The sequence below is a fragment of the Stenotrophomonas sp. DDT-1 genome (assembly GCF_001580555.1).
Taxonomy (GTDB): domain Bacteria; phylum Pseudomonadota; class Gammaproteobacteria; order Xanthomonadales; family Xanthomonadaceae; genus Stenotrophomonas; species Stenotrophomonas sepilia.
In genome coordinates this window covers 1-17,125 of the sequence record NZ_LEKR01000062.1, presented here as the reverse complement: position 1 = coordinate 17,125, position 17,125 = coordinate 1, and the positions used below count along the sequence as shown (strand labels likewise).

Here is a 17,125-nt window from a genome sequence, read left to right as displayed (position 1 = left end):
CCCCGGCGCGCCCGCTGTCGGCAGCCGACGAACCGCTGGAGGAGCGCTGACATGGACCTGATGACCTGGCTGCCGGTGGCGTGGTTCGCGGTGATCGGCTTCGGCGTGCTGATGTACGTGGTGCTGGACGGCTTCGTGCTTGGCATCGGCATCCTCGCCCCCTTCGCCGAGGACGAGGAGCAGCTGGACCTGATGATGAACACCGCCGCGCCGATCTGGGACGGCAACGAGACCTGGCTGGTGCTGGGGGGTGCCGGCCTGCTGGCGGCCTTCCCCAAGGCCTATGCGGTGCTGTTGTCGGCGCTGTACCTGCCGGTGCTGGTGCTGGTGGTGGCGCTGGTGTTCCGTGGCGTGGCCTTTGAATTCCGCTTCAAGGCACATCGGTCACGCCGGCTGTGGAGCGTGGCGTTCGGCCTCGGTTCGCTGCTGGCGACGTTCGCCCAGGGCGTGATCCTGGGCACGCTGGTGCAGGGCATCCCGCTGGTGGACGGTGTCTATCAGGGCGGGCCGTTCGCCTGGTTCAGCCCGTTCGCGATGCTGACCGGTGCCGCGCTGGTGGCCGGCTATGCGTTACTGGGCAGCACCTGGCTGATCCTGAAGACCGAAGGGCGCGTGCAGGCGCTGGCGCGGCAGATGACCCGGCCGCTGGTGGTGGCGGTGATCGCGGCGATGGGCCTGGTCAGCAGCTGGCTGCCGTTCCTCGACTCGCGGTTGATGGCGCGCTGGTTCAGCGACGGCAACTTCTGGTGGCTGTCGCCGGTGCCGCTGCTGACCCTGGCGGTAGCCGCCGCGCTGTGGCGCAGTGCCACCCACCCGCGCCACGACCTGCCGCCGTTCGTGCTCAGCCTGGCCCTGTTCGTGCTCGGCTTCCTCGGCCTGGTACTGGGCATGTGGCCCTACCTGCTGCCACCGTCGATGACCCTGTGGCAGGCCGCCGCGCCGGCCTCCTCGCTGGGCTTTACCTTGGTTGGCCTGGTCATTCTGCTGCCGGTCATCCTCGGTTATACGGCGTGGTCGTACCGGGTGTTCCGTGGCAAGGTGCACGCCGATACCGGTTACCACTGATCGTTTGAAGCGGGGCCGCCGGTGCCGGCTCCCGTGTTGGGGAATGTGAAACCTGCACACCCCGTGCAGGACGTGCTAGCGTGCGCTCCTTTCCGGCAGCCAGGGGGGCAGCCGGCGACGTCCTGGACGGACGCACGGCTGCAGGACTGGGGGGCCGCCGCGCGTCGCCGTAATGGCTCGTGCCTATCGTTCTCCCGTTGAAGCACCTTCGCTAAATGATCGAATTCTCCATCGTCGACTGGGCTGCCTGGGCGCCCGGCCTGAGCGAGCGTAGCCAGTGGCTGGGCTGGGCCGATGCGCCGTATCCGCCGGTTGGCGAGGACACGCCGGCGCTGGCCGAGATCCCGGCAATGCAGCGCCGGCGCATCGAGCGGCTGGGCCGGATGGCGATCCAGGCCGCCTGCTGGTGCGAGGAGGGGCAGGGGGCAGACAGCCAGGTCCCGCTGGTGTTCGCCAGCCGCCACGGCGACGTGGCCCGTTCGATGGAGCTGCTGGGGGCGCTGGCCAGCGATCAGCCCTTGTCACCGACGGGGTTCGGCCTGTCGGTACACAACGCGATTGCTGCGTTGTACTCGATCGCGCGCGGCCACCGTGGCAACTACCTGGCGCTGGCCGCCGGCCAGGCCACGGTCGAAACCGCCTGCCTGGAAGCGGCCGGTCTGCTCGCCGATGGCGCCCGCGAAGTGCGGGTGGTGGTGTATGAGTCGCGCCTTCCCGAGATTTACGCGACGTTCGCCGACGAACCCGACCCGTTCTTTGCCTGGTGTTGGCGTTTGACGGCGCCGACGCCGGGCCAGCCGACCCTCTCCCTGCAGTGGGAGGCGGCGCCGGAGGCCACTGCCACCGCCCCGGGCGCGCTGCCGCACGCGCTGGACCTGCACCGCTTCCTGCTGTCCGGTGCGCCGGCGCTGGAGCACGTGGCCCAAGGCCAGCGTTGGCACTGGGGGCGCCGTGGCTGAGGCGCTGCGCCGCCTCGATCATGCCTGGCGGGTGCTCGGCACCGGCCTGAGCTTTGCCGCATTCGGCATGGGTGGCCTGTTGCTGGGCGTGCTGGTGATGCCGGTGCTGCTGCTGATGCGCGACCCGGTGGTCCGTCGCCGCCGGGCGCGCCGCGTGGTTCAGGTTGCCTTTGCCAGCCATCTGCGCCTGATGCGTGCGCTGGGGGTGATGACCTACCAGATCGAGGGCGGTGAACGCCTGCAGCGCGACGGTTTGCTGGTCCTGGCCAATCACCCGACCCTGATCGACGTGGTCTGCCTGATCTCGCTGCTGCCCAACGCCGATTGCGTGGTGAAACGCGCCGTGGCCCGCAACCCGTTCATGCGCGGTCCGGTGCGGGCGGCCGGCTACATCTCCAATGACGATGGCGCTGGCCTGGTCGATGACTGCGTGGCGGCGGTGCGCGCCGGCGGCACCCTGGTGATCTTCCCCGAGGGCACCCGCAGCGTGCCGGGCCAGCCGCCGCGGCTGCAGCGCGGGGCCGCCAACATCGCCGTCCGTGGCCGGCTGGACATCACCCCGGTGCGGATCACCTGCACCCCGCCCACGTTGACCAAGGGACAGAAGTGGTATCGTGTCCCCTCACGTCGCTTTCACGTTCGGCTGCAGATCGGCGAAGATATCCCGATCGCGCCCTTCCTGGCCGATGACGACTCGCCAAGGGGGGATGCCTTGGCAGCCCGCCGCGTCACCGAGCACCTTTCTCGTTATTTCGACCTGTCTGGAGATCCGCCCCGTGCAAGCACTTGAGCACGAGATCAAGGAATTGATCATTTCCTCCCTTTCGCTGGAGGACATCACGCCGGAGGACATCGATCCGACCGCGCCGCTGTTCGTCGAGGGCCTGGGCCTGGATTCGATCGATGCGCTGGAGCTGGGCCTGGCGCTGCAGAAGAAGTACGGTGTCAGCCTCTCGGCCGATTCGGAAGAAACCCGTCGCCATTTCTCCAGCGTGCGCGCGCTCGGCGAGTTCGTCGCCGCCCGCCAGTCGTAACGGCGCCAGGAATAGCCATGACCAAGAATGAACTGTTCGAACGCATCGTCAGCATCCTGACCGACAGCTTCGAGATTGAAACCGCCCGGATCACCCCCGAGGCCCGCCTGTATGACGACCTGGACATCGACAGCATCGATGCGGTCGACCTGATCGTGCAGCTCAAGCCACTGCTCGGCCGCAACCTGCAGCCGGAAGCGTTCAAGGCCGTGCGCACCGTGCAGGACATCGTTGATGTCGTGCATGGACTGCTGCCGGACCAGGCAGCCGCCTGACCGCAGCGCCGGCGGCTTCGCCATGGCTCGCGCACGTACCGTCGTGGTGGCAGCGATCTCGCTCGCCTACCCGCTGCTGGTGTACCTGGCGATGGGCCGCTTCGAGCCGCGCTGGCTGTCGCTGCTGCTGTTCACCCTGGCCCTGCTGCGTGCGCTGAGCACGCGCCAGCCATTGTGGTGGGCCGCCGCCGCCGGCACCGGCCTGCTGGCGGTGCTGGCCACCGTGCTCAACCAGGCCCTGCCGCTGAAGCTGTACCCGGTGCTGGTCAATGCGGTGATGCTGGCGGTGTTCGGCACCAGCCTGCGTTTCGGGCCGCCGCTGGTGGAGCGCCTGGCGCGGCTGCAGGAGCCGGACCTGCCCCCGTTTGCGGTGGCCTATACCCGCCGCGTCACCCAGGTGTGGAGCGGCTTCTTCGTTCTCAACGGCAGCCTGGCCCTGCTGACCGCGCTGTACGCGTCGGACCGGGCCTGGATGCTCTACAACGGACTGTTGGCGTACGTGATGATGGGCGTGTTGTTCGCAGGTGAGTGGCTGGTGCGGCGGCGGGTGAAGGCGGCGCACGCGCATGGCTGAGTGGATTGCCCTGGACCGGCTGCTGCTGGAGGCGCGGCCGCAGCGCAGCGTCGGCCTGTGCGACGGAGACATGGTTGACCACGCCTGCTTCCGCCAGCGCGTGCTGGGCTGGCGCGCCGCCTTTGCGGCGGCCGAAGGCCGCGACTGGGCCCTGTACTTCGATGACGCCGTGGCCTTCGCTGCGGCGCTGTTCGGCGCCTGGCATGCCGGCAAGCGGGTGTTCCTGGCTGCTGACAACCTGCCGGCCACGCTGCAGGCGCTGCAGCCGCAGGTGAGCGGTTTCGCGGGCGACGTGCCGGCCGATTACCGCCCGCTGGCGGCGCTGGACGCCGCGCTGGACGACGAACTGCAGGCGCTGGACGAGCGCGCCTGCGAGCTGTGCGTGTTCACCTCCGGCAGCACCGGCCAGCCCAGTGCGATCGGCAAGCGCCTGGACCAGCTGGCGCGCGAGGTGGAAGCGCTGCAGGCCGCGTTCGGCGCGCAGCTGGAGGGCGCGCAGGTGCACGGCACGGTGTCCCACCAGCACATCTACGGGCTGCTGTTCCGGGTGCTGTGGCCGCTGGCCGCCGGCCGCCTGATCCATCCGCGCCGGTTCTTCCACGAAGACCTGGTGGGTGCGCTGGCCGGTACCGACACGGTGCTGGTGGCGACGCCGGCCCATCTCAAGCGCCTGCCCGAGCAGCTCGACTGGGCCAGCCTGCATGGCCGCCTGCGCGCGGTGTTCTCCTCCGGTGGCCCGCTGCCGGAGGACGCGGCGCGACAGGTGCGGCAGTGGTTGGGCGTGGCGCCGACCGAGGTCTATGGCAGCAGCGAGACCGGCGGTATCGCCTGGCGCCGCTGGGACACCGACCTGCCGCCGTGGCAGCCGCTGCCGGGTGTGCAATGGCGGATCGACGACGGCTGCCTGGCGGTGGCCTCGGCGCATCTGGAAACTCCCGGCTGGTGGCGCACCCAGGACCGCGTGGAAGCCTTGGCCGATGGCCGTTTCCGGCTGCTGGGCCGCGCCGACCGCATCGTCAAGATCGAAGAGCGCCGCGTCTCGCTGGATGCACTGGAACGCGCGCTGCGCGAAGACACCGAAGTGGATGACGTGCGCGTGCTGGTGCTGCCCGGGCAGCGCGAGCAGTTGGCCGCCGTGGTGGTTCCGGCCGATCCGGCGCTGCTGGAGGGCGGCGACGCCGCGCGCCGTGCGCTCGGCCAACGCCTGGGCGCGCGCCTGGCGCATGCGCATGACGCGGTGACCCGGCCGCGCCGTTGGCGCCTGGTGCAGGCGTTGCCGATCAACGCGCAGGGCAAGGTGACCCAGGCGGCATTGGCGGCGCTGTTCCAGCCACTGATGCCGGTGCCGGTCTGGGACCGCCGCGACGCCGCCAGCGCCACGCTGCGCATGACCCTCGAATCGGCGCTGCGACCGTTCCAGGGCCACTTCCCGCAGGCGGCGATCCTGCCCGGTGTGGCGCAGTTGGACTGGGCGATGCGTTTCGGTCGCCAGGCATTTGCGATGCCGCGCGTGTTCCTGCGCATGGACGCGGTGAAGTTCCAGCACGTGGCCCGCCCCGGCGATGAGTTGACCCTGCAGCTGGACTGGGATGCCGCACGCAACGTGCTCGCCTTCCGCTATACCTCCAGCCACGGTGTGCATGCCAGCGGCAAGGTGGTTTTCGCCGATGCGGACTGACCCGGCCGTTGCCGGTGCCGCGTTTGCGCCACTGGTGGTGATTCCCGTCTACGACCACGAGCACGCCATCGTGGCGGTGGTCGACGGTGTGCAGGCCGCTGGCCTGCCTTGCCTGCTGGTCGACGATGGTTCGCATGAGGCGTGCGCGGCGGTGCTGCGCACGCTGGCACAGCGCCAGGGCGTCGACCTGCTGCGCCTGGACGCCAACCAGGGCAAGGGTGGGGCGATGCTGGCCGGTTTTGTTGAAGCCGGCGCGCGTGGCTACAGCCACGTGCTGCAGATCGACGCAGACGGCCAGCACGATACCGCTGACCTGCCACGCTTCATCGAGGCCGCGCGTGTGCATCCCGACGCGGTGATCTGCGGCATTCCGGCCTACGACGCCAGTGTTCCCAAGGCACGCCTGTATGGCCGCTACGCCACCCACGTCTGGGTCTGGATCAACACGCTGTCGCTGCACCTGCGCGACACCATGTGCGGCTTCCGGGTGTATCCCCTGCCACCGGTGCTGCGCCTGATCGGTGAAGAGACCATCGGCCGGCGCATGGATTTCGATACTGAAGTGATGGTGCGCCTGTACTGGCGCCAGCTGCCGGTCGAGCACCTGGCCACGCGCGTGACCTATCCCGCCGATGGCGTGTCGCACTTCGATGTGTGGCGCGACAACGTGCGCATCAGCCGCATGCACACCCGCCTGTTCTTCGGCATGCTCTGGCGCGCACCGCGGCTGCTGTGGCGCCGCCTGCAGGGGCAGCGCTGAAATGGCGACCGCGCAGGACGCCCCGCACTGGGCCGACATCGGCGAATCGACGTCGGTGGCCGGCGTGCTGTTCCTGTGCTGGGTGCACCGCTGGTTCGGGCGCTGGCCATTCCGCCTGTGCGCGTGGCCGGTGGTGGCCTGCCATTGGCTGGGTAACCGTGTGGGGCGACAGGCCTCGATGCAGTACCTGCAGCGGCTGCAGGCATACAGCGGCGTGCTCGGCCGCGCGCCAACCCGGCGCGACAGCCTGCGCCACTTCTTCGCCTTCGCCGACACGATGCTGGACAAGATCCTCGGCCTGGGCGGGCGCTACCCGGCCAACCGTATCCACCTGCACCGCGACCTGGTGCTGCAGAAGATCGCGCGCCGCGAAGGCGGTCTGATCCTCACCGCGCACATCGGCTGCCTGGAACTGTGCCAGGTGCTGGCCGAACAGGTGCCGGGGTTCCGCATCACCGTGCTGGTGCACACCGCGCATGCGCAGCGCTTCAACCGCCTGCTGCAGCGGCTGGACCCGCTGGCGGCGGTGGAGCTGGTGCAGGTGACCGGAATGGGGCCGGCCACAGCGGTGATGCTGGCCGAGCGCGTGGCGGCGGGGGGCTTCGTCGCCATCGTCGGCGACCGCACGCCGGTGCAGGGCGGTCGCAGCGTCACCGCCGATTTCCTCGGCCACCGCGCACCGTTCCCTATCGGCGCTTACGTGCTGGCTGCGGCGCTGGGCTGCCCGGTCTACACCATGGCCTGCCTGCACCAGGGCGAGGGCTACCGCGTGGCGTTTGAACAGTTCGCCGAACGCATCGTGCTGCCGCGTGGCTCGCGCGACGCGGCACTTGCCGAACAGGCACAGCGCTTCGCGCGCTGGCTGGAACTCCAGGTCATCCAGTCCCCGTTGGACTGGTTCAATTTCTTCCCCTTCTGGGATCAGGCTCCGCATGACGACTGACGCCGTACCCGTGTGCCGCTTTGGCGATGCACCGTTGACCATCGAAGACGTGGTTGCCCTGGCCCAGCGCCAGTGCGAGGCCGCACTGAGCGACGCGCCGGCGTTCCGCGCGCACATCCAGCGCGGTGCCGACTTCCTTGACCGCCTGCTGCGCGAAGATGGCGTGATCTACGGTGTGACCACCGGCTATGGCGATTCGTGCACGGTGAACATCCCGCCGGCACTGGTGGCTGAACTGCCGCACCACCTGTACACCTACCATGGCTGCGGCCTGGGCCGTTACCTGGACCCGGTCGAGACCCGTGCGGTGCTGGCCGCGCGCCTGGCGTCGCTGGTGCGTGGCATGTCCGGTGTCAGCATGCCGCTGCTGGAAGGCCTGGCCACGCTGCTGCAGCACGACGTGCTGCCGATGATCCCGGCCGAAGGCTCGGTGGGGGCCAGTGGTGACCTGACCCCGCTGTCCTACGTGGCGGCGGTGCTGTGCGGCGAGCGCGAGGTGCTGCACGATGGCCGCGTGCAGCCTGCTGCCGAGGTGCTGGCGAAGATCGGCATGACCCCGCTGAAGCTGCGGCCGAAGGAAGGCCTGGCGATCATGAACGGCACCGCGGTGATGACCGGCCTGGCCTGCCTGGCCTGGCAGCGCGCCGACTACCTGGCGCGCATGGCCACGCGCCTGACCGCGTTCAACGTGCTGGCCAGCGACGGCAACGCGCACCACTTCGACGAAACCCTGTTCGCGGCCAAGCCGCACCCGGGCCAGGGCCGCATCGCCGCGCGCCTGCGCAGCGACCTGCACAGCGAGCGTCCGCCACGCAATGAACAGCGCCTGCAGGACCGCTATTCGCTGCGCTGCGCGCCGCACGTGATCGGCGTGCTGGAGGACAGCCTGCCGTTCCTGCGCCAGCTGATCGAAACCGAACTGAACAGCGCCAACGACAATCCGCTGATCGATGCCGACGGCGAGCGCATCCTGCATGGCGGCCACTTCTACGGCGGCCACATCGCGCTGGCGATGGACACCCTGAAGAACACCGTGGCCAACGTTGCCGACCTGCTCGACCGGCAGCTGGCGCTGGTGGTGGATGCCCGTTACAACCATGGCCTGCCGGCCAACCTGTCGGCGGCCACCGGCCCGCGCGCGGCCATCAATCATGGCCTGAAGGCGCTGCAGATCAGCGTGTCGGCCTGGACGGCCGAAGCGCTGAAGCAGACCCTGCCGGCCAGCGTGTTCTCGCGTTCCACCGAGTGCCACAACCAGGACAAGGTCAGCATGGGCACCATCGCCGCGCGCGACTGCCTGCGCGTGATCGAGCTGACTGAACAGGTGGTGGCCGCGATGCTGATCGCCGCCCGCCAGGGCCTTGCGCTGCGCGAACGGGTTGGCCTGAACGCGCAGCTGCATGGCAGTCTGGCCGGCATGTACGCCGACCTGGGGCAGCGCATCGCCCTGGTTGAAGAAGACCGCGCGCTGGATCGCGAACTGCGGGAACTGCTGGTGGAGATCCGCGCGCAACGTTGGGAGCTGTATGCCGGTGAATGAGGCTATTGAACGGGTTGGCGAAATTGCGTTGACCCCCGCCTTCCATGACTGCGATCCGATGAACGTGGTCTGGCATGGCAACTACTTCAAGTACTTCGAGATCGCGCGCTGCGCGCTGCTTGGGCGCTACGACTACGACTACCCGCAGATGCTCGAATCGGGCTACCTGTGGCCGGTGGTCGATGCGCGGGTGAAGTACGTGCGCCCGCTGCTGTTCAACCAGGCGCTGCGCGTGATTGCGCGCATCGTGGAATGGGAGAACCGGCTGAAGATCGAGTACGAGATCCTTGATGCGGAAAGCGGCCAGGTGCTGACCCGTGCGATGACCATCCAGGTCGCGGTGGACGCGACCAGCAGGGAAATGCTGTACCAGTGCCCGCCGGTACTGTGGGAACGCCTGGGAGTGCCTGCACCGTGAACACCCTTGTCCGCCTTTCGAGCGTGCTTCTGTGCGCGCTGATGTTCATTGCCGCGCCGCAGGTGCAGGCGGCCGACGCCGCCATTGATGTGATCACCCAGGCGGTGGCGCGGCCGGACGTGCTGCGTGGCCAGTTCAGCCAGGAAAAGCAGGTCAGCGGCTTCAAGAACCCGCTGCGCTCGCAGGGCCAGTTCGTGGTCGCGCGCCAGCATGGCGTGATCTGGACCACGCTCAAGCCGTTCCCCTCCGAAGTGGTGGTCACCGCCGACCGCATCCTCAGCCGCCAGCGCGATGGCAGCACCCGTGTCGAGCTCGATGCGCGGCAGCAGCCGGCGATGCGTTCGGTGAACGCGATCATGTTCGCGCTGATGAGTGGCGACGTGCAGGCGCTGTCCGGCCAGTTCAACGTGGCGGCCAGCCGTGAAGGGCAGGGCTGGCGGCTGCGGCTGACGCCGAAGTCGGCGATGCTGGCCAAGGCGTTCCAGTCGCTGACCCTGCAAGGTGACCGCTACGTGCGCCAGGTCGAGATCGTCGAGGCCAACAAGGACCGCACGCAGATCCAGTTCAGTGCACTGAGCGAAGCGCCGGCCACGCTCACCGCCGACGAGGCACGCCGCTTTGAGTGAGGGTGCAGCATCGAACGGGCCGGACCGGTTGCGGCGCTGGTGGCACTGGCTGGGCATCGCCTGGCTGGTGCTCCTGCTGGTGTTGGGGGCGCAGCAATGGCGCCTGTGGAGCCAGCAGTCGCGGATCGACACCGACATCCTCGCCCTGCTGCCGCAGGACGCGCATGACCGCCTGTTGAGTGACGTCACCCGGCGCATCGCCGACGGCAGCTCGCGCCAGGTGGTGGTGCTGCTGGGCAGCAAGGATGGCGCCGCCGCCAAGCGCGCACAGGCGGCGTTCGCTGCGGCGATGGCGGCGGATGCCGACAGTGCGTTGCTGGTGCCCAGCGGTTCGATCGAAGGCTGGTTCGACGAGGCGCGCGCGTTCTACGCGCCGTACCGCGACCGCCTGCTGACCCCGGCCCAGCGCGAGCAGCTGCAGGGCAGCGAGCCGGGCGCGTTGGCCGAGCAGGCGTTGGCTGCGCTGTACGGTCCGATGGGCGCCCCGCGCCTGACCGACTGGCGGCAAGACCCGCTGTCGCTGTGGCCGCAATGGTGGCAGCAGCAGGCGCAGGGGTCGGGGTTGCGGCTGGGCGATGACGGCCTGCTCGAAGCTGAGGGCAGCCATTGGGCCGTACTGCAGTTCGATACGCCGGGGTCGGCGTTCCAGCTTGACGGCGAGCGCCATCTCGACGGCCTGCTGGAACGTGCCGGGCTGGCCGCCAGGGCGGCGGCGCCAGAACTGGAAATCCTGCATGCGGGTGTGCCGCTGCACGCCGAAGCGGCGGCGGTGCAGGCCAACCAGGAGATCAACACGATCGGCTGGGGCTCGCTGGCCGCGGTGCTGCTGCTGGTGTGGCTGGCGTTCCGTTCGCTGCGACCGATCCTGCTGGTTGCCGCCTCACTGCTGATCGGCTGTGGCGTGGCGCTGGCGGTGACCGTGCTGGTGTTTGGCAAGGTGCATGTGCTGACCCTGGTGTTTGGTGCGTCGCTGGTGGGCGTGGCCGAGGACTACGGCATCCACTGGTTCGCTTCGCGCCAGGCCGAACCGGCTGATCGTCGCTGGAAACTGCTGCGGCACCTGCTGCCCGGCCTGTGGCTGGCCCTGCTGACCAGTGCGCTGGCCTACCTGGCACTGGGCCTGGCCCCGTTCCCGGGCCTGCGCCAGATGGCATTGTTCTCGGTGGTCGGCCTGGCCGCCGCCTTCCTTACGGTGATTTTCTGGTTCCCGTGGCTGGATGGCGGCGAGATCCGCCAGACCCGTTTCTCGCAGTGGCTGGGCAACACGCTGGAGCGCTTCCCGCGCCTGCATGGCCGTCGCCCGCTGACGGTGTTCGTGGTGATCACGCTGTCACTGGCTGCAATCGGTATCGCCCGCCTGCACAGCAACGACGACCTGCGCAGCCTGCAATCGTCGCCGCCCGCGCTGATGGCGCAGCAGATCCGCTTGAGCCAGCTGCTGGGCATACCCAGCCCGGCACAGTTCTACCTGGTACAGGGCACCGACGCGGCGCAGCTGCTGCAGCGTGAGGAAGCGTTGACCGAACGCCTGCGCGTACTGGCCAACCAGAAGCGCATTGGGGGCTATCGCGCGATCAGCGATTGGCTGCCGTCGCCGTCGCGCCAGCAGGCCGATGCGGCGCTGACTGCGAAGGTTGAACCGGGTGTGCTTGCGGCCGTGTCCGAGGCCGTGGGAGAGCCACTGCAGCGACCGCCGTTCGCGGACGCGCCACTCACCGCCGAAGCGTTCCTGGCCTCGCCGGCCTCGCAGCCGTTCCGGCACCTGTGGGTGGGCCAGGTCGGCGGGCAGATGATCAGCGTGGTGATGGTCGATGACCTGTCGCGCGCCGACGCGCTGACCACCCTGCGCGGCGCGGCCGAGGGCCTGCCCGGTGTGCGCTGGGTGGATCGCACCGCCGACTTCTCGCAGCTGCTGGGCCACTACCGCAAGCTGATGGGCGGGCTGCTGCTGGTCGGCATCGTGCTGGTGTTCGGCGCGCTGTGGCTGCGCTACCGCCGCCAGGCCTGGCGCGTGTTCGCGCCGACCCTGATTGCCGGCGCATTGACCTTGGGCCTGCTGGGCCTGTTCGGCCAGCCGCTGCAGCTGTTCAACGTGCTGGCACTGATGCTGCTGCTGGGCATGGGCATCGACTACGGCATTTTCCTGATCGAGCACCGCGGCGACGCCAGTGCCTGGCTGGCCGTGTGCGTGGGCGCGGCCAGCACCTGGCTGTCGTTCGGCTTGCTGGGCCTGTCGCAGACCCCGGCGTTGCGCGCGTTCGGCCTGACCCTGCTGTTCGGCATCGGCCTGGTCTGGCTGATCTCGCCGCTGTTCCGTCCGCCGCCGCACGATCTGCCGCCGGCCTGAGCCTGTTTTCCGACTTCCTTCTTTCCACTTGATCGAGCAACAAGGACGCACCGATGAACACTGCTGTGGATGCTGTCGAACGCACTGAAATCCTGATCATCGGCGCCGGCCCGGCCGGTTCCGTGGCCGCGGCGATGCTGCGCCAGCAGGGCCGCCAGGTGCTGATGCTGGAACGCCAGCAGTTCCCGCGCTTCTCCATCGGCGAAAGCCTGCTGCCGCAGAGCATGGAGTACATCGAGGCGGCCGGCCTGCTGCAGGACGTGGTCGAGGCGGGCTTCCAGTACAAGAACGGTGCCGCCTTCGTGCACGGCGAAGCGCGTACTGCGTTCGACTTCCGGAAGAAGTTCTCGCCGGGCTGGGGCACCACCTACCAGGTGCAGCGCGCCGACTTCGACAACGTGCTGGCACGCGGCGCCGAGCGCATGGGGGCCACGCTGCGTTTCGGCGACGAGGTGCTGTCGGTCGAGCCGGGCGAGCAACCGGCGGTGACGGTACGCCGTCCGGACGGTAGCGAGTACCGCATCGAGGCCGATTTCATCCTCGACGCCTCAGGCTTCGCGCGCCTGCTGCCGCGGCTGCTGCAGCTGGAATCGCCGTCCAACTTCCCGGTGCGCGGCGCGATCTTCTGCCACGTGCGCGACAACATTCCGGCCGAAGCGGACTTCGATCGCAACAAGATCCTGATCACCACCCACCCCGAGCACATCGACGTCTGGTATTGGACGATCCCGTTCTCCAATGGCTGCAGTTCGCTGGGCGTGGTCGCCGAGCCGTCGTTCTTCGAGCGCTACGAGGGTGACGACCTGCAGAAGCTGCAGGCCATCGTCGGCGAGGACCCCAACCTGACCCGCCTGCTGGCCAACGCCGAATGGGCGGTGCTGCCGGTGCGCCGGATCACCGGCTATTCGGCCAACGTCAGTTCGCTGTGGGGGCCCGGCTACGCGTTGCTGGGCAACGCCGGCGAGTTCCTCGATCCGGTGTTCTCCTCCGGCGTGACCATTGCCTTCAAGTCCGCGCAGCTCGCCAGCGAATGCCTCAAGCGCCGCTATGCCGGCCAGGCCGTGGACTGGGAGGCCGAGTTCTCGATCCCGCTGCGCGCGGGCGTGAAGACCTTCCGCCGCTTCGTCGAAAGCTGGTACCAGGGCGGCTTCCAGAAGATCATCTACCACCCGCAGCAGCAGCCCGAAGTGCGCGACATGATCAGCTCCATCCTGGCCGGTTATGCCTGGGACACCAAGAATCCGTATGTGGCCGATGAAAGTGGTCGCCGCATGCGCGTGCTGGAGGAATTGTGCAGCGCCTGATCTTCCGTACTGCGGCCCTGCTGCTGTGCCTGCTGCTGGCCGCCTGTGCCGGCCGCATGCCGAAACCGCAGGTGGAACTGCCGCCGCTGCGCCTGGCGCCGGCCAGCCTGCCGACGCCGCTGGCGCTGCAGCAGCAGCTGCATTTCCGCTTCGGCACGCATGAGCGCGATCTCGACGCGCTGCTGGAAGCCGACGCCCAGCAGGTGCAGCTGGCCGTGCAGGCGATGGGCCAGACCGGTGTGCGCCTGCAATGGGACGGCCAGCAGCTGACCCAGCAGCGCGCGCCATGGCTGCCACCGCAGGTGCGCGCCGAGCGCGTGCTGGATGACCTGCAGTTCGCGCTGTGGCCGACCGCGGCCATTGCCGCCGTGCTGCCGCCGGGCTGGCAGGTCAGTGATGATGGCCATCAGCGCAGCCTGTCGCGTGAGGGCACCGTGTGGCTGCACCTGCAGCGGCTGGACGATGGCAGCGTGCAGCTGGACAACCGCGCCGAAGGCTATGCGCTGCGCATCGAATCGATCGACATGGCCGGGCCGTACCGATGAGCGCACCGATCTACCTGAACGACCTGGGTGTGGTCTGTGCACTCGGCGCTGGCCGCGCCGCAGTGACGTCGGCACTGTTCGCCGACGCGCCGGGCGGGCTCAGCGACAACGACAGCCTGTTGCCGGGGCGCACCCTGGCGCTGGGAGAAGTACGCACGCCGCTGCCGGCGCTGGATGACCTGCCGGTGGCCCTGCGCGGGCGCAACAATGCCCTGCTGGACGTGGCATTGGCTCAGATCGCGCCGGCAGTGGCCGCGGCGATCGCCCGCCATGGCGCCGAGCGCGTAGCGGTGGTGCTGGGCACCAGCACCTCGGGCATTGGTGAATCGGAGCAGGCATTGCGCAGCCATGCCGAACAGGGCCAGTGGCCGCAGGGCTTTGACTACGCCCAGCAGGAAATGGGCACCGCCGCGCAGTTCGTGCGCCAGCGCAGTGGCGCACAGGGGCCGGCATGGACCCTGTCCACTGCCTGCTCGTCCAGTGCCAAGGCGCTGATGTCGGCTGCACGCATGCTGCGCGCCGGCATCGTCGATGCGGTGATCGCCGGTGGCGCCGATTCGCTGTGCCGCTTCACCGTGGCCGGCTTCAGCGCGCTGGAATCGGTCTCGGCCCAACGCTGCAATCCGTTCTCGCAGCATCGTACCGGTATCAACATCGGCGAAGGCGCCGCGCTGTTCCTGCTCACCCGCGAACCCGGCCCGGTATGCCTGGCGGGGTGGGGCGAGTCGGCCGACGCCCACCACATGTCCGCCCCGGACCCGCAGGGCCTGGGTGCCATCGACGCCCTGCAGCAGGCGCTGCAGCGTGCTGGCTGGGCCGCCGGTGAAGTGGACTATGTGAACCTGCATGGGACCGCGACCGGCCACAACGATGCGATGGAAAGCCTGGCCGTGTCGCAGGTGCTGGGCAGCCACGTGCCGGCCAGTTCGACCAAGCCGTTGACCGGCCACACGCTGGGTGCCTCGGGTGCCATCGAGGCGGCGCTGTGCTGGATCGTGCTGGCCGAGAACCCGCAGCAGCTGCTGCCGCCGCACTGGTGGGACGGCGTGGCCGACCCGGCACTGCCGGTGCTGCCGCTGGTCGCACCGGGCACGCGCCTTGCGCAGCCGCCACGGCGGGTGCTGAGCAATTCGTTCGCCTTCGGCGGCAGCAATGCCGTGCTGGCACTGGAGCGTCGATGAACACGCTGTACGCGATCGAAGACGTGGTGCCGCACCGCCAGGACATGTGCCTGCTGGAGCGCATCACGCAATGGGACCAGGACGCCATCGAGGCCGAACTGGTGGTGCCCGAGGCCGGCCTGTTCGTCGAGGATGACCAGGTGCCGGCATGGGTCGGCATCGAGTACATGGCGCAGGCCATCGCGGCCTGGGCCGGTTGCCGCGCGCGTGCGGCCGGCAGGCCACCGCAGCTGGGCTTCCTGCTCGGCAGCCGCCGCTACAGCAGCGCGCGCAGCAGCTTCCCCAGCGGTTCGCGGCTGCGCGTACAGGCGCGCTGCGAGCTGTTGGGTGACAATGGATTGGGGATGTTCGCCTGCCGCATCCTGGCAGGCGAGGAAGAATGGGCGACAGCCAACGTCTCGGTGTTCGAACCGGCCGACGCGATGGCCTATCTGGAGAGTGGACAGGCATGACAGGGAATCGAAGCGTGCTGGTGACCGGCGCCAGCCGGGGCATCGGCCGGGCCATCGCGCTGCGCATCGCGCGCGATGGCTTCGACGTGGTGGTGCATTGCCGCAGCCGCGTGGATGAAGCACAGGCGGTGGTCACCGAGATCCAGGCACTGGGCCAGCAGGCCCGCGTACTGGTGTTCGACGTGGCCGACCGCGAGGCCGCGAGGGCCGCGCTGGAAGCCGATGTCGAGGCACATGGCGCGTATTACGGCGTGGTCTGCAATGCCGGCATCGCCCGTGACGGCGCCTTCCCGGCGCTGTCGGAGGACGATTGGGACCAGGTCATCCACACCAACCTGGATGGCTTCTACAACGTCCTGCATCCGCTGATCATGCCGATGGTGCGGCGGCGCAAGCCGGGCCGCATCGTCACCCTGTCGTCGGTCTCCGGACTGGCCGGCAACCGCGGGCAGGTCAACTACAGTGCCGCCAAGGCCGGCATCATCGGCGCCACCAAGGCCCTGGCGCTGGAACTGGCCAGCCGCCAGATCACCGTCAACTGCGTGGCCCCGGGCCTGATCGAGACCGAAATGCTCAACGACGAAGTGGTTGAACACGCGCTCAAGCTGATTCCCGTCGGCCGCGTTGGCCGCCCGGACGAAGTGGCGGCTACCGTGGCGTTCCTGCTGTCCGAACCGGCCGGCTACATCACCCGGCAGGTGATCTCGGTGAACGGAGGCATGATCTGATGGCCGCCGATCGTCGCGTGGTGGTCACCGGCGCCGCCGCCATCAGTCCGCTCGGCCACGACTGGCCCACCATCGAAGCGCACCTGCGCAGCTGCCGCAACGCGGTGCGCGCGATGCCCGAGTGGGATGTCTATGCCGGGCTGAACACCAAGCTGGCCGCGCCGGCGCAGGACTTCGAGCTGCCGCCGAACTACAACCGCAAGACCACCCGCTCGATGGGCAAGGTCGCGATCATGTCGGTGCGCGCCACCGAGGTGGCGCTGCGCGAGGCAGGCCTGCATGAGCATCCGGTGCTGCGCAGTGGCCGTACCGGCGTGGCCTATGGTTCCTCGTCCGGCAGCCACGAGGCCACCGGCGAATTCGGGCGCATGCTCAACGAATTCACCACCGATGGCATCAGCGCCACGACCTACCTGAAGATGATGAGCCACACCGCGCCGGTCAACATCGGCGTGTTCTTCGGCCTGTCCGGGCGCGTGTACACCACCTCCAGCGCCTGCACGTCGGGCAGCCAGGGTGTGGGCGCGGCCTATGAAGCCATCCGCAGCGGCAAGCAGACGGTGATGGTGGCCGGCGGTGCCGAGCAGCTCGATGCCACTGCTGCAGCGGTGTTCGACACGCTGTTCGCCACCAGCGTGCGCAACGACGCGCCGCAGACCACGCCACGCCCGTTCGATGCCGGCCGCGATGGCCTGG

At 69.0% G+C, this 17,125-nt stretch carries 19 protein-coding genes; all 19 read left to right on the top strand.

Annotated elements, in window-relative coordinates; genetic code table 11:
* Nucleotides 1–51 precede the first annotated feature (51 nt).
* Nucleotides 52–1,065: a cytochrome d ubiquinol oxidase subunit II gene (gene cydB / locus AB839_RS19745; protein ID WP_061480642.1), complete on the top strand. Its 1,014-nt coding sequence runs from the start codon at nucleotides 52–54 to the stop codon at nucleotides 1,063–1,065.
* 215 nt (nucleotides 1,066–1,280) lie between these two features.
* The gene (locus tag AB839_RS19740; RefSeq protein ID WP_061480641.1) at nucleotides 1,281–2,024 is read left to right on the top strand and encodes a beta-ketoacyl synthase chain length factor; all 744 of its coding nucleotides are present in this window, start codon (nucleotides 1,281–1,283) and stop codon (nucleotides 2,022–2,024) included.
* Complete coding sequence (locus AB839_RS19735; RefSeq protein ID WP_061480640.1) at nucleotides 2,017–2,814, top strand: lysophospholipid acyltransferase family protein; 798 nt, start codon at nucleotides 2,017–2,019, stop codon at nucleotides 2,812–2,814. The genes AB839_RS19740 and AB839_RS19735 overlap by 8 nt, the downstream gene beginning before the upstream one ends.
* The gene (locus AB839_RS19730; protein WP_005411610.1) at nucleotides 2,801–3,058 is read left to right on the top strand and encodes a phosphopantetheine-binding protein; all 258 of its coding nucleotides are present in this window, start codon (nucleotides 2,801–2,803) and stop codon (nucleotides 3,056–3,058) included. The genes AB839_RS19735 and AB839_RS19730 overlap by 14 nt, the downstream gene beginning before the upstream one ends.
* Nucleotides 3,059–3,075: 17 nt before the next feature.
* The gene (locus AB839_RS19725; protein WP_005411609.1) at nucleotides 3,076–3,333 is read left to right on the top strand and encodes an acyl carrier protein; all 258 of its coding nucleotides are present in this window, start codon (nucleotides 3,076–3,078) and stop codon (nucleotides 3,331–3,333) included.
* Between the two features lie 22 nt (nucleotides 3,334–3,355).
* The gene (locus AB839_RS19720) at nucleotides 3,356–3,907 is read left to right on the top strand and encodes a hypothetical protein (protein ID WP_061480643.1); all 552 of its coding nucleotides are present in this window, start codon (nucleotides 3,356–3,358) and stop codon (nucleotides 3,905–3,907) included.
* Nucleotides 3,900–5,585 carry an AMP-binding protein gene (locus tag AB839_RS19715; protein ID WP_061480639.1) on the top strand — a complete coding sequence of 562 codons (1,686 nt, stop codon included), beginning with the start codon at nucleotides 3,900–3,902 and terminating at the stop codon, nucleotides 5,583–5,585. Before AB839_RS19720 ends, AB839_RS19715 begins: the two co-directional genes overlap by 8 nt.
* The gene (locus AB839_RS19710; RefSeq protein WP_061480638.1) at nucleotides 5,575–6,345 is read left to right on the top strand and encodes a glycosyltransferase family 2 protein; all 771 of its coding nucleotides are present in this window, start codon (nucleotides 5,575–5,577) and stop codon (nucleotides 6,343–6,345) included. Before AB839_RS19715 ends, AB839_RS19710 begins: the two co-directional genes overlap by 11 nt.
* 1 nt (nucleotide 6,346) lies before the next feature.
* On the top strand, nucleotides 6,347–7,288 hold the full coding sequence (locus AB839_RS19705) for an acyltransferase (RefSeq protein WP_061480637.1): 942 nt from the start codon (nucleotides 6,347–6,349) through the stop codon (nucleotides 7,286–7,288).
* Nucleotides 7,278–8,828, top strand: a complete 1,551-nt coding sequence (locus AB839_RS19700) for an aromatic amino acid ammonia-lyase (protein ID WP_061480636.1) — start codon at nucleotides 7,278–7,280, stop codon at nucleotides 8,826–8,828. Before AB839_RS19705 ends, AB839_RS19700 begins: the two co-directional genes overlap by 11 nt.
* Nucleotides 8,815–9,246, top strand: coding sequence for an acyl-CoA thioesterase (locus tag AB839_RS19695; RefSeq protein ID WP_010482317.1), 432 nt, complete (start codon nucleotides 8,815–8,817; stop codon nucleotides 9,244–9,246). Before AB839_RS19700 ends, AB839_RS19695 begins: the two co-directional genes overlap by 14 nt.
* A complete protein-coding gene (locus AB839_RS19690; protein ID WP_061480635.1) occupies nucleotides 9,243–9,872 on the top strand; it encodes an outer membrane lipoprotein carrier protein LolA in 630 nt (209 codons plus the stop codon). Before AB839_RS19695 ends, AB839_RS19690 begins: the two co-directional genes overlap by 4 nt.
* A complete protein-coding gene (locus tag AB839_RS19685; protein ID WP_061480634.1) occupies nucleotides 9,865–12,219 on the top strand; it encodes a hypothetical protein in 2,355 nt (784 codons plus the stop codon). The genes AB839_RS19690 and AB839_RS19685 overlap by 8 nt, the downstream gene beginning before the upstream one ends.
* 53 nt (nucleotides 12,220–12,272) lie before the next feature.
* The gene (locus AB839_RS19680) at nucleotides 12,273–13,523 is read left to right on the top strand and encodes an NAD(P)/FAD-dependent oxidoreductase (RefSeq protein ID WP_061480633.1); all 1,251 of its coding nucleotides are present in this window, start codon (nucleotides 12,273–12,275) and stop codon (nucleotides 13,521–13,523) included.
* Entirely contained in the window at nucleotides 13,511–14,068 is a 558-nt protein-coding gene (locus AB839_RS19675; protein WP_061480632.1) for a DUF3261 domain-containing protein, read from the top strand. Before AB839_RS19680 ends, AB839_RS19675 begins: the two co-directional genes overlap by 13 nt.
* On the top strand, nucleotides 14,065–15,249 hold the full coding sequence (locus AB839_RS19670; RefSeq protein ID WP_061480631.1) for a beta-ketoacyl-ACP synthase: 1,185 nt from the start codon (nucleotides 14,065–14,067) through the stop codon (nucleotides 15,247–15,249). The genes AB839_RS19675 and AB839_RS19670 overlap by 4 nt, the downstream gene beginning before the upstream one ends.
* Nucleotides 15,246–15,701 carry a hypothetical protein gene (locus tag AB839_RS19665; protein WP_005420287.1) on the top strand — a complete coding sequence of 152 codons (456 nt, stop codon included), beginning with the start codon at nucleotides 15,246–15,248 and terminating at the stop codon, nucleotides 15,699–15,701. Before AB839_RS19670 ends, AB839_RS19665 begins: the two co-directional genes overlap by 4 nt.
* Complete coding sequence (locus AB839_RS19660) at nucleotides 15,698–16,429, top strand: 3-ketoacyl-ACP reductase FabG2 (protein ID WP_061480630.1); 732 nt, start codon at nucleotides 15,698–15,700, stop codon at nucleotides 16,427–16,429. Before AB839_RS19665 ends, AB839_RS19660 begins: the two co-directional genes overlap by 4 nt.
* A partial coding sequence (locus AB839_RS19655; RefSeq protein ID WP_275045214.1) for a beta-ketoacyl synthase N-terminal-like domain-containing protein occupies nucleotides 16,429–17,125 on the top strand: 697 nt, incomplete at its 3' end. The genes AB839_RS19660 and AB839_RS19655, both read left to right, overlap by 1 nt.

Coding starts and splice junctions, on each gene's coding strand:
- cydB (WP_061480642.1), top strand. CDS start 52: ATGGACCTGATGACCTGGCTGCCGGTGGCGTGGTTCGCGGTGATCGGC.
- AB839_RS19740 (WP_061480641.1), top strand. CDS start 1,281: ATGATCGAATTCTCCATCGTCGACTGGGCTGCCTGGGCGCCCGGCCTG.
- AB839_RS19725 (WP_005411609.1), top strand. CDS start 3,076: ATGACCAAGAATGAACTGTTCGAACGCATCGTCAGCATCCTGACCGAC.
- AB839_RS19720 (WP_061480643.1), top strand. CDS start 3,356: ATGGCTCGCGCACGTACCGTCGTGGTGGCAGCGATCTCGCTCGCCTAC.
- AB839_RS19715 (WP_061480639.1), top strand. CDS start 3,900: ATGGCTGAGTGGATTGCCCTGGACCGGCTGCTGCTGGAGGCGCGGCCG.
- AB839_RS19710 (WP_061480638.1), top strand. CDS start 5,575: ATGCGGACTGACCCGGCCGTTGCCGGTGCCGCGTTTGCGCCACTGGTG.
- AB839_RS19705 (WP_061480637.1), top strand. CDS start 6,347: ATGGCGACCGCGCAGGACGCCCCGCACTGGGCCGACATCGGCGAATCG.
- AB839_RS19700 (WP_061480636.1), top strand. CDS start 7,278: ATGACGACTGACGCCGTACCCGTGTGCCGCTTTGGCGATGCACCGTTG.
- AB839_RS19695 (WP_010482317.1), top strand. CDS start 8,815: ATGCCGGTGAATGAGGCTATTGAACGGGTTGGCGAAATTGCGTTGACC.
- AB839_RS19680 (WP_061480633.1), top strand. CDS start 12,273: ATGAACACTGCTGTGGATGCTGTCGAACGCACTGAAATCCTGATCATC.
- AB839_RS19670 (WP_061480631.1), top strand. CDS start 14,065: ATGAGCGCACCGATCTACCTGAACGACCTGGGTGTGGTCTGTGCACTC.
- AB839_RS19665 (WP_005420287.1), top strand. CDS start 15,246: ATGAACACGCTGTACGCGATCGAAGACGTGGTGCCGCACCGCCAGGAC.
- AB839_RS19660 (WP_061480630.1), top strand. CDS start 15,698: ATGACAGGGAATCGAAGCGTGCTGGTGACCGGCGCCAGCCGGGGCATC.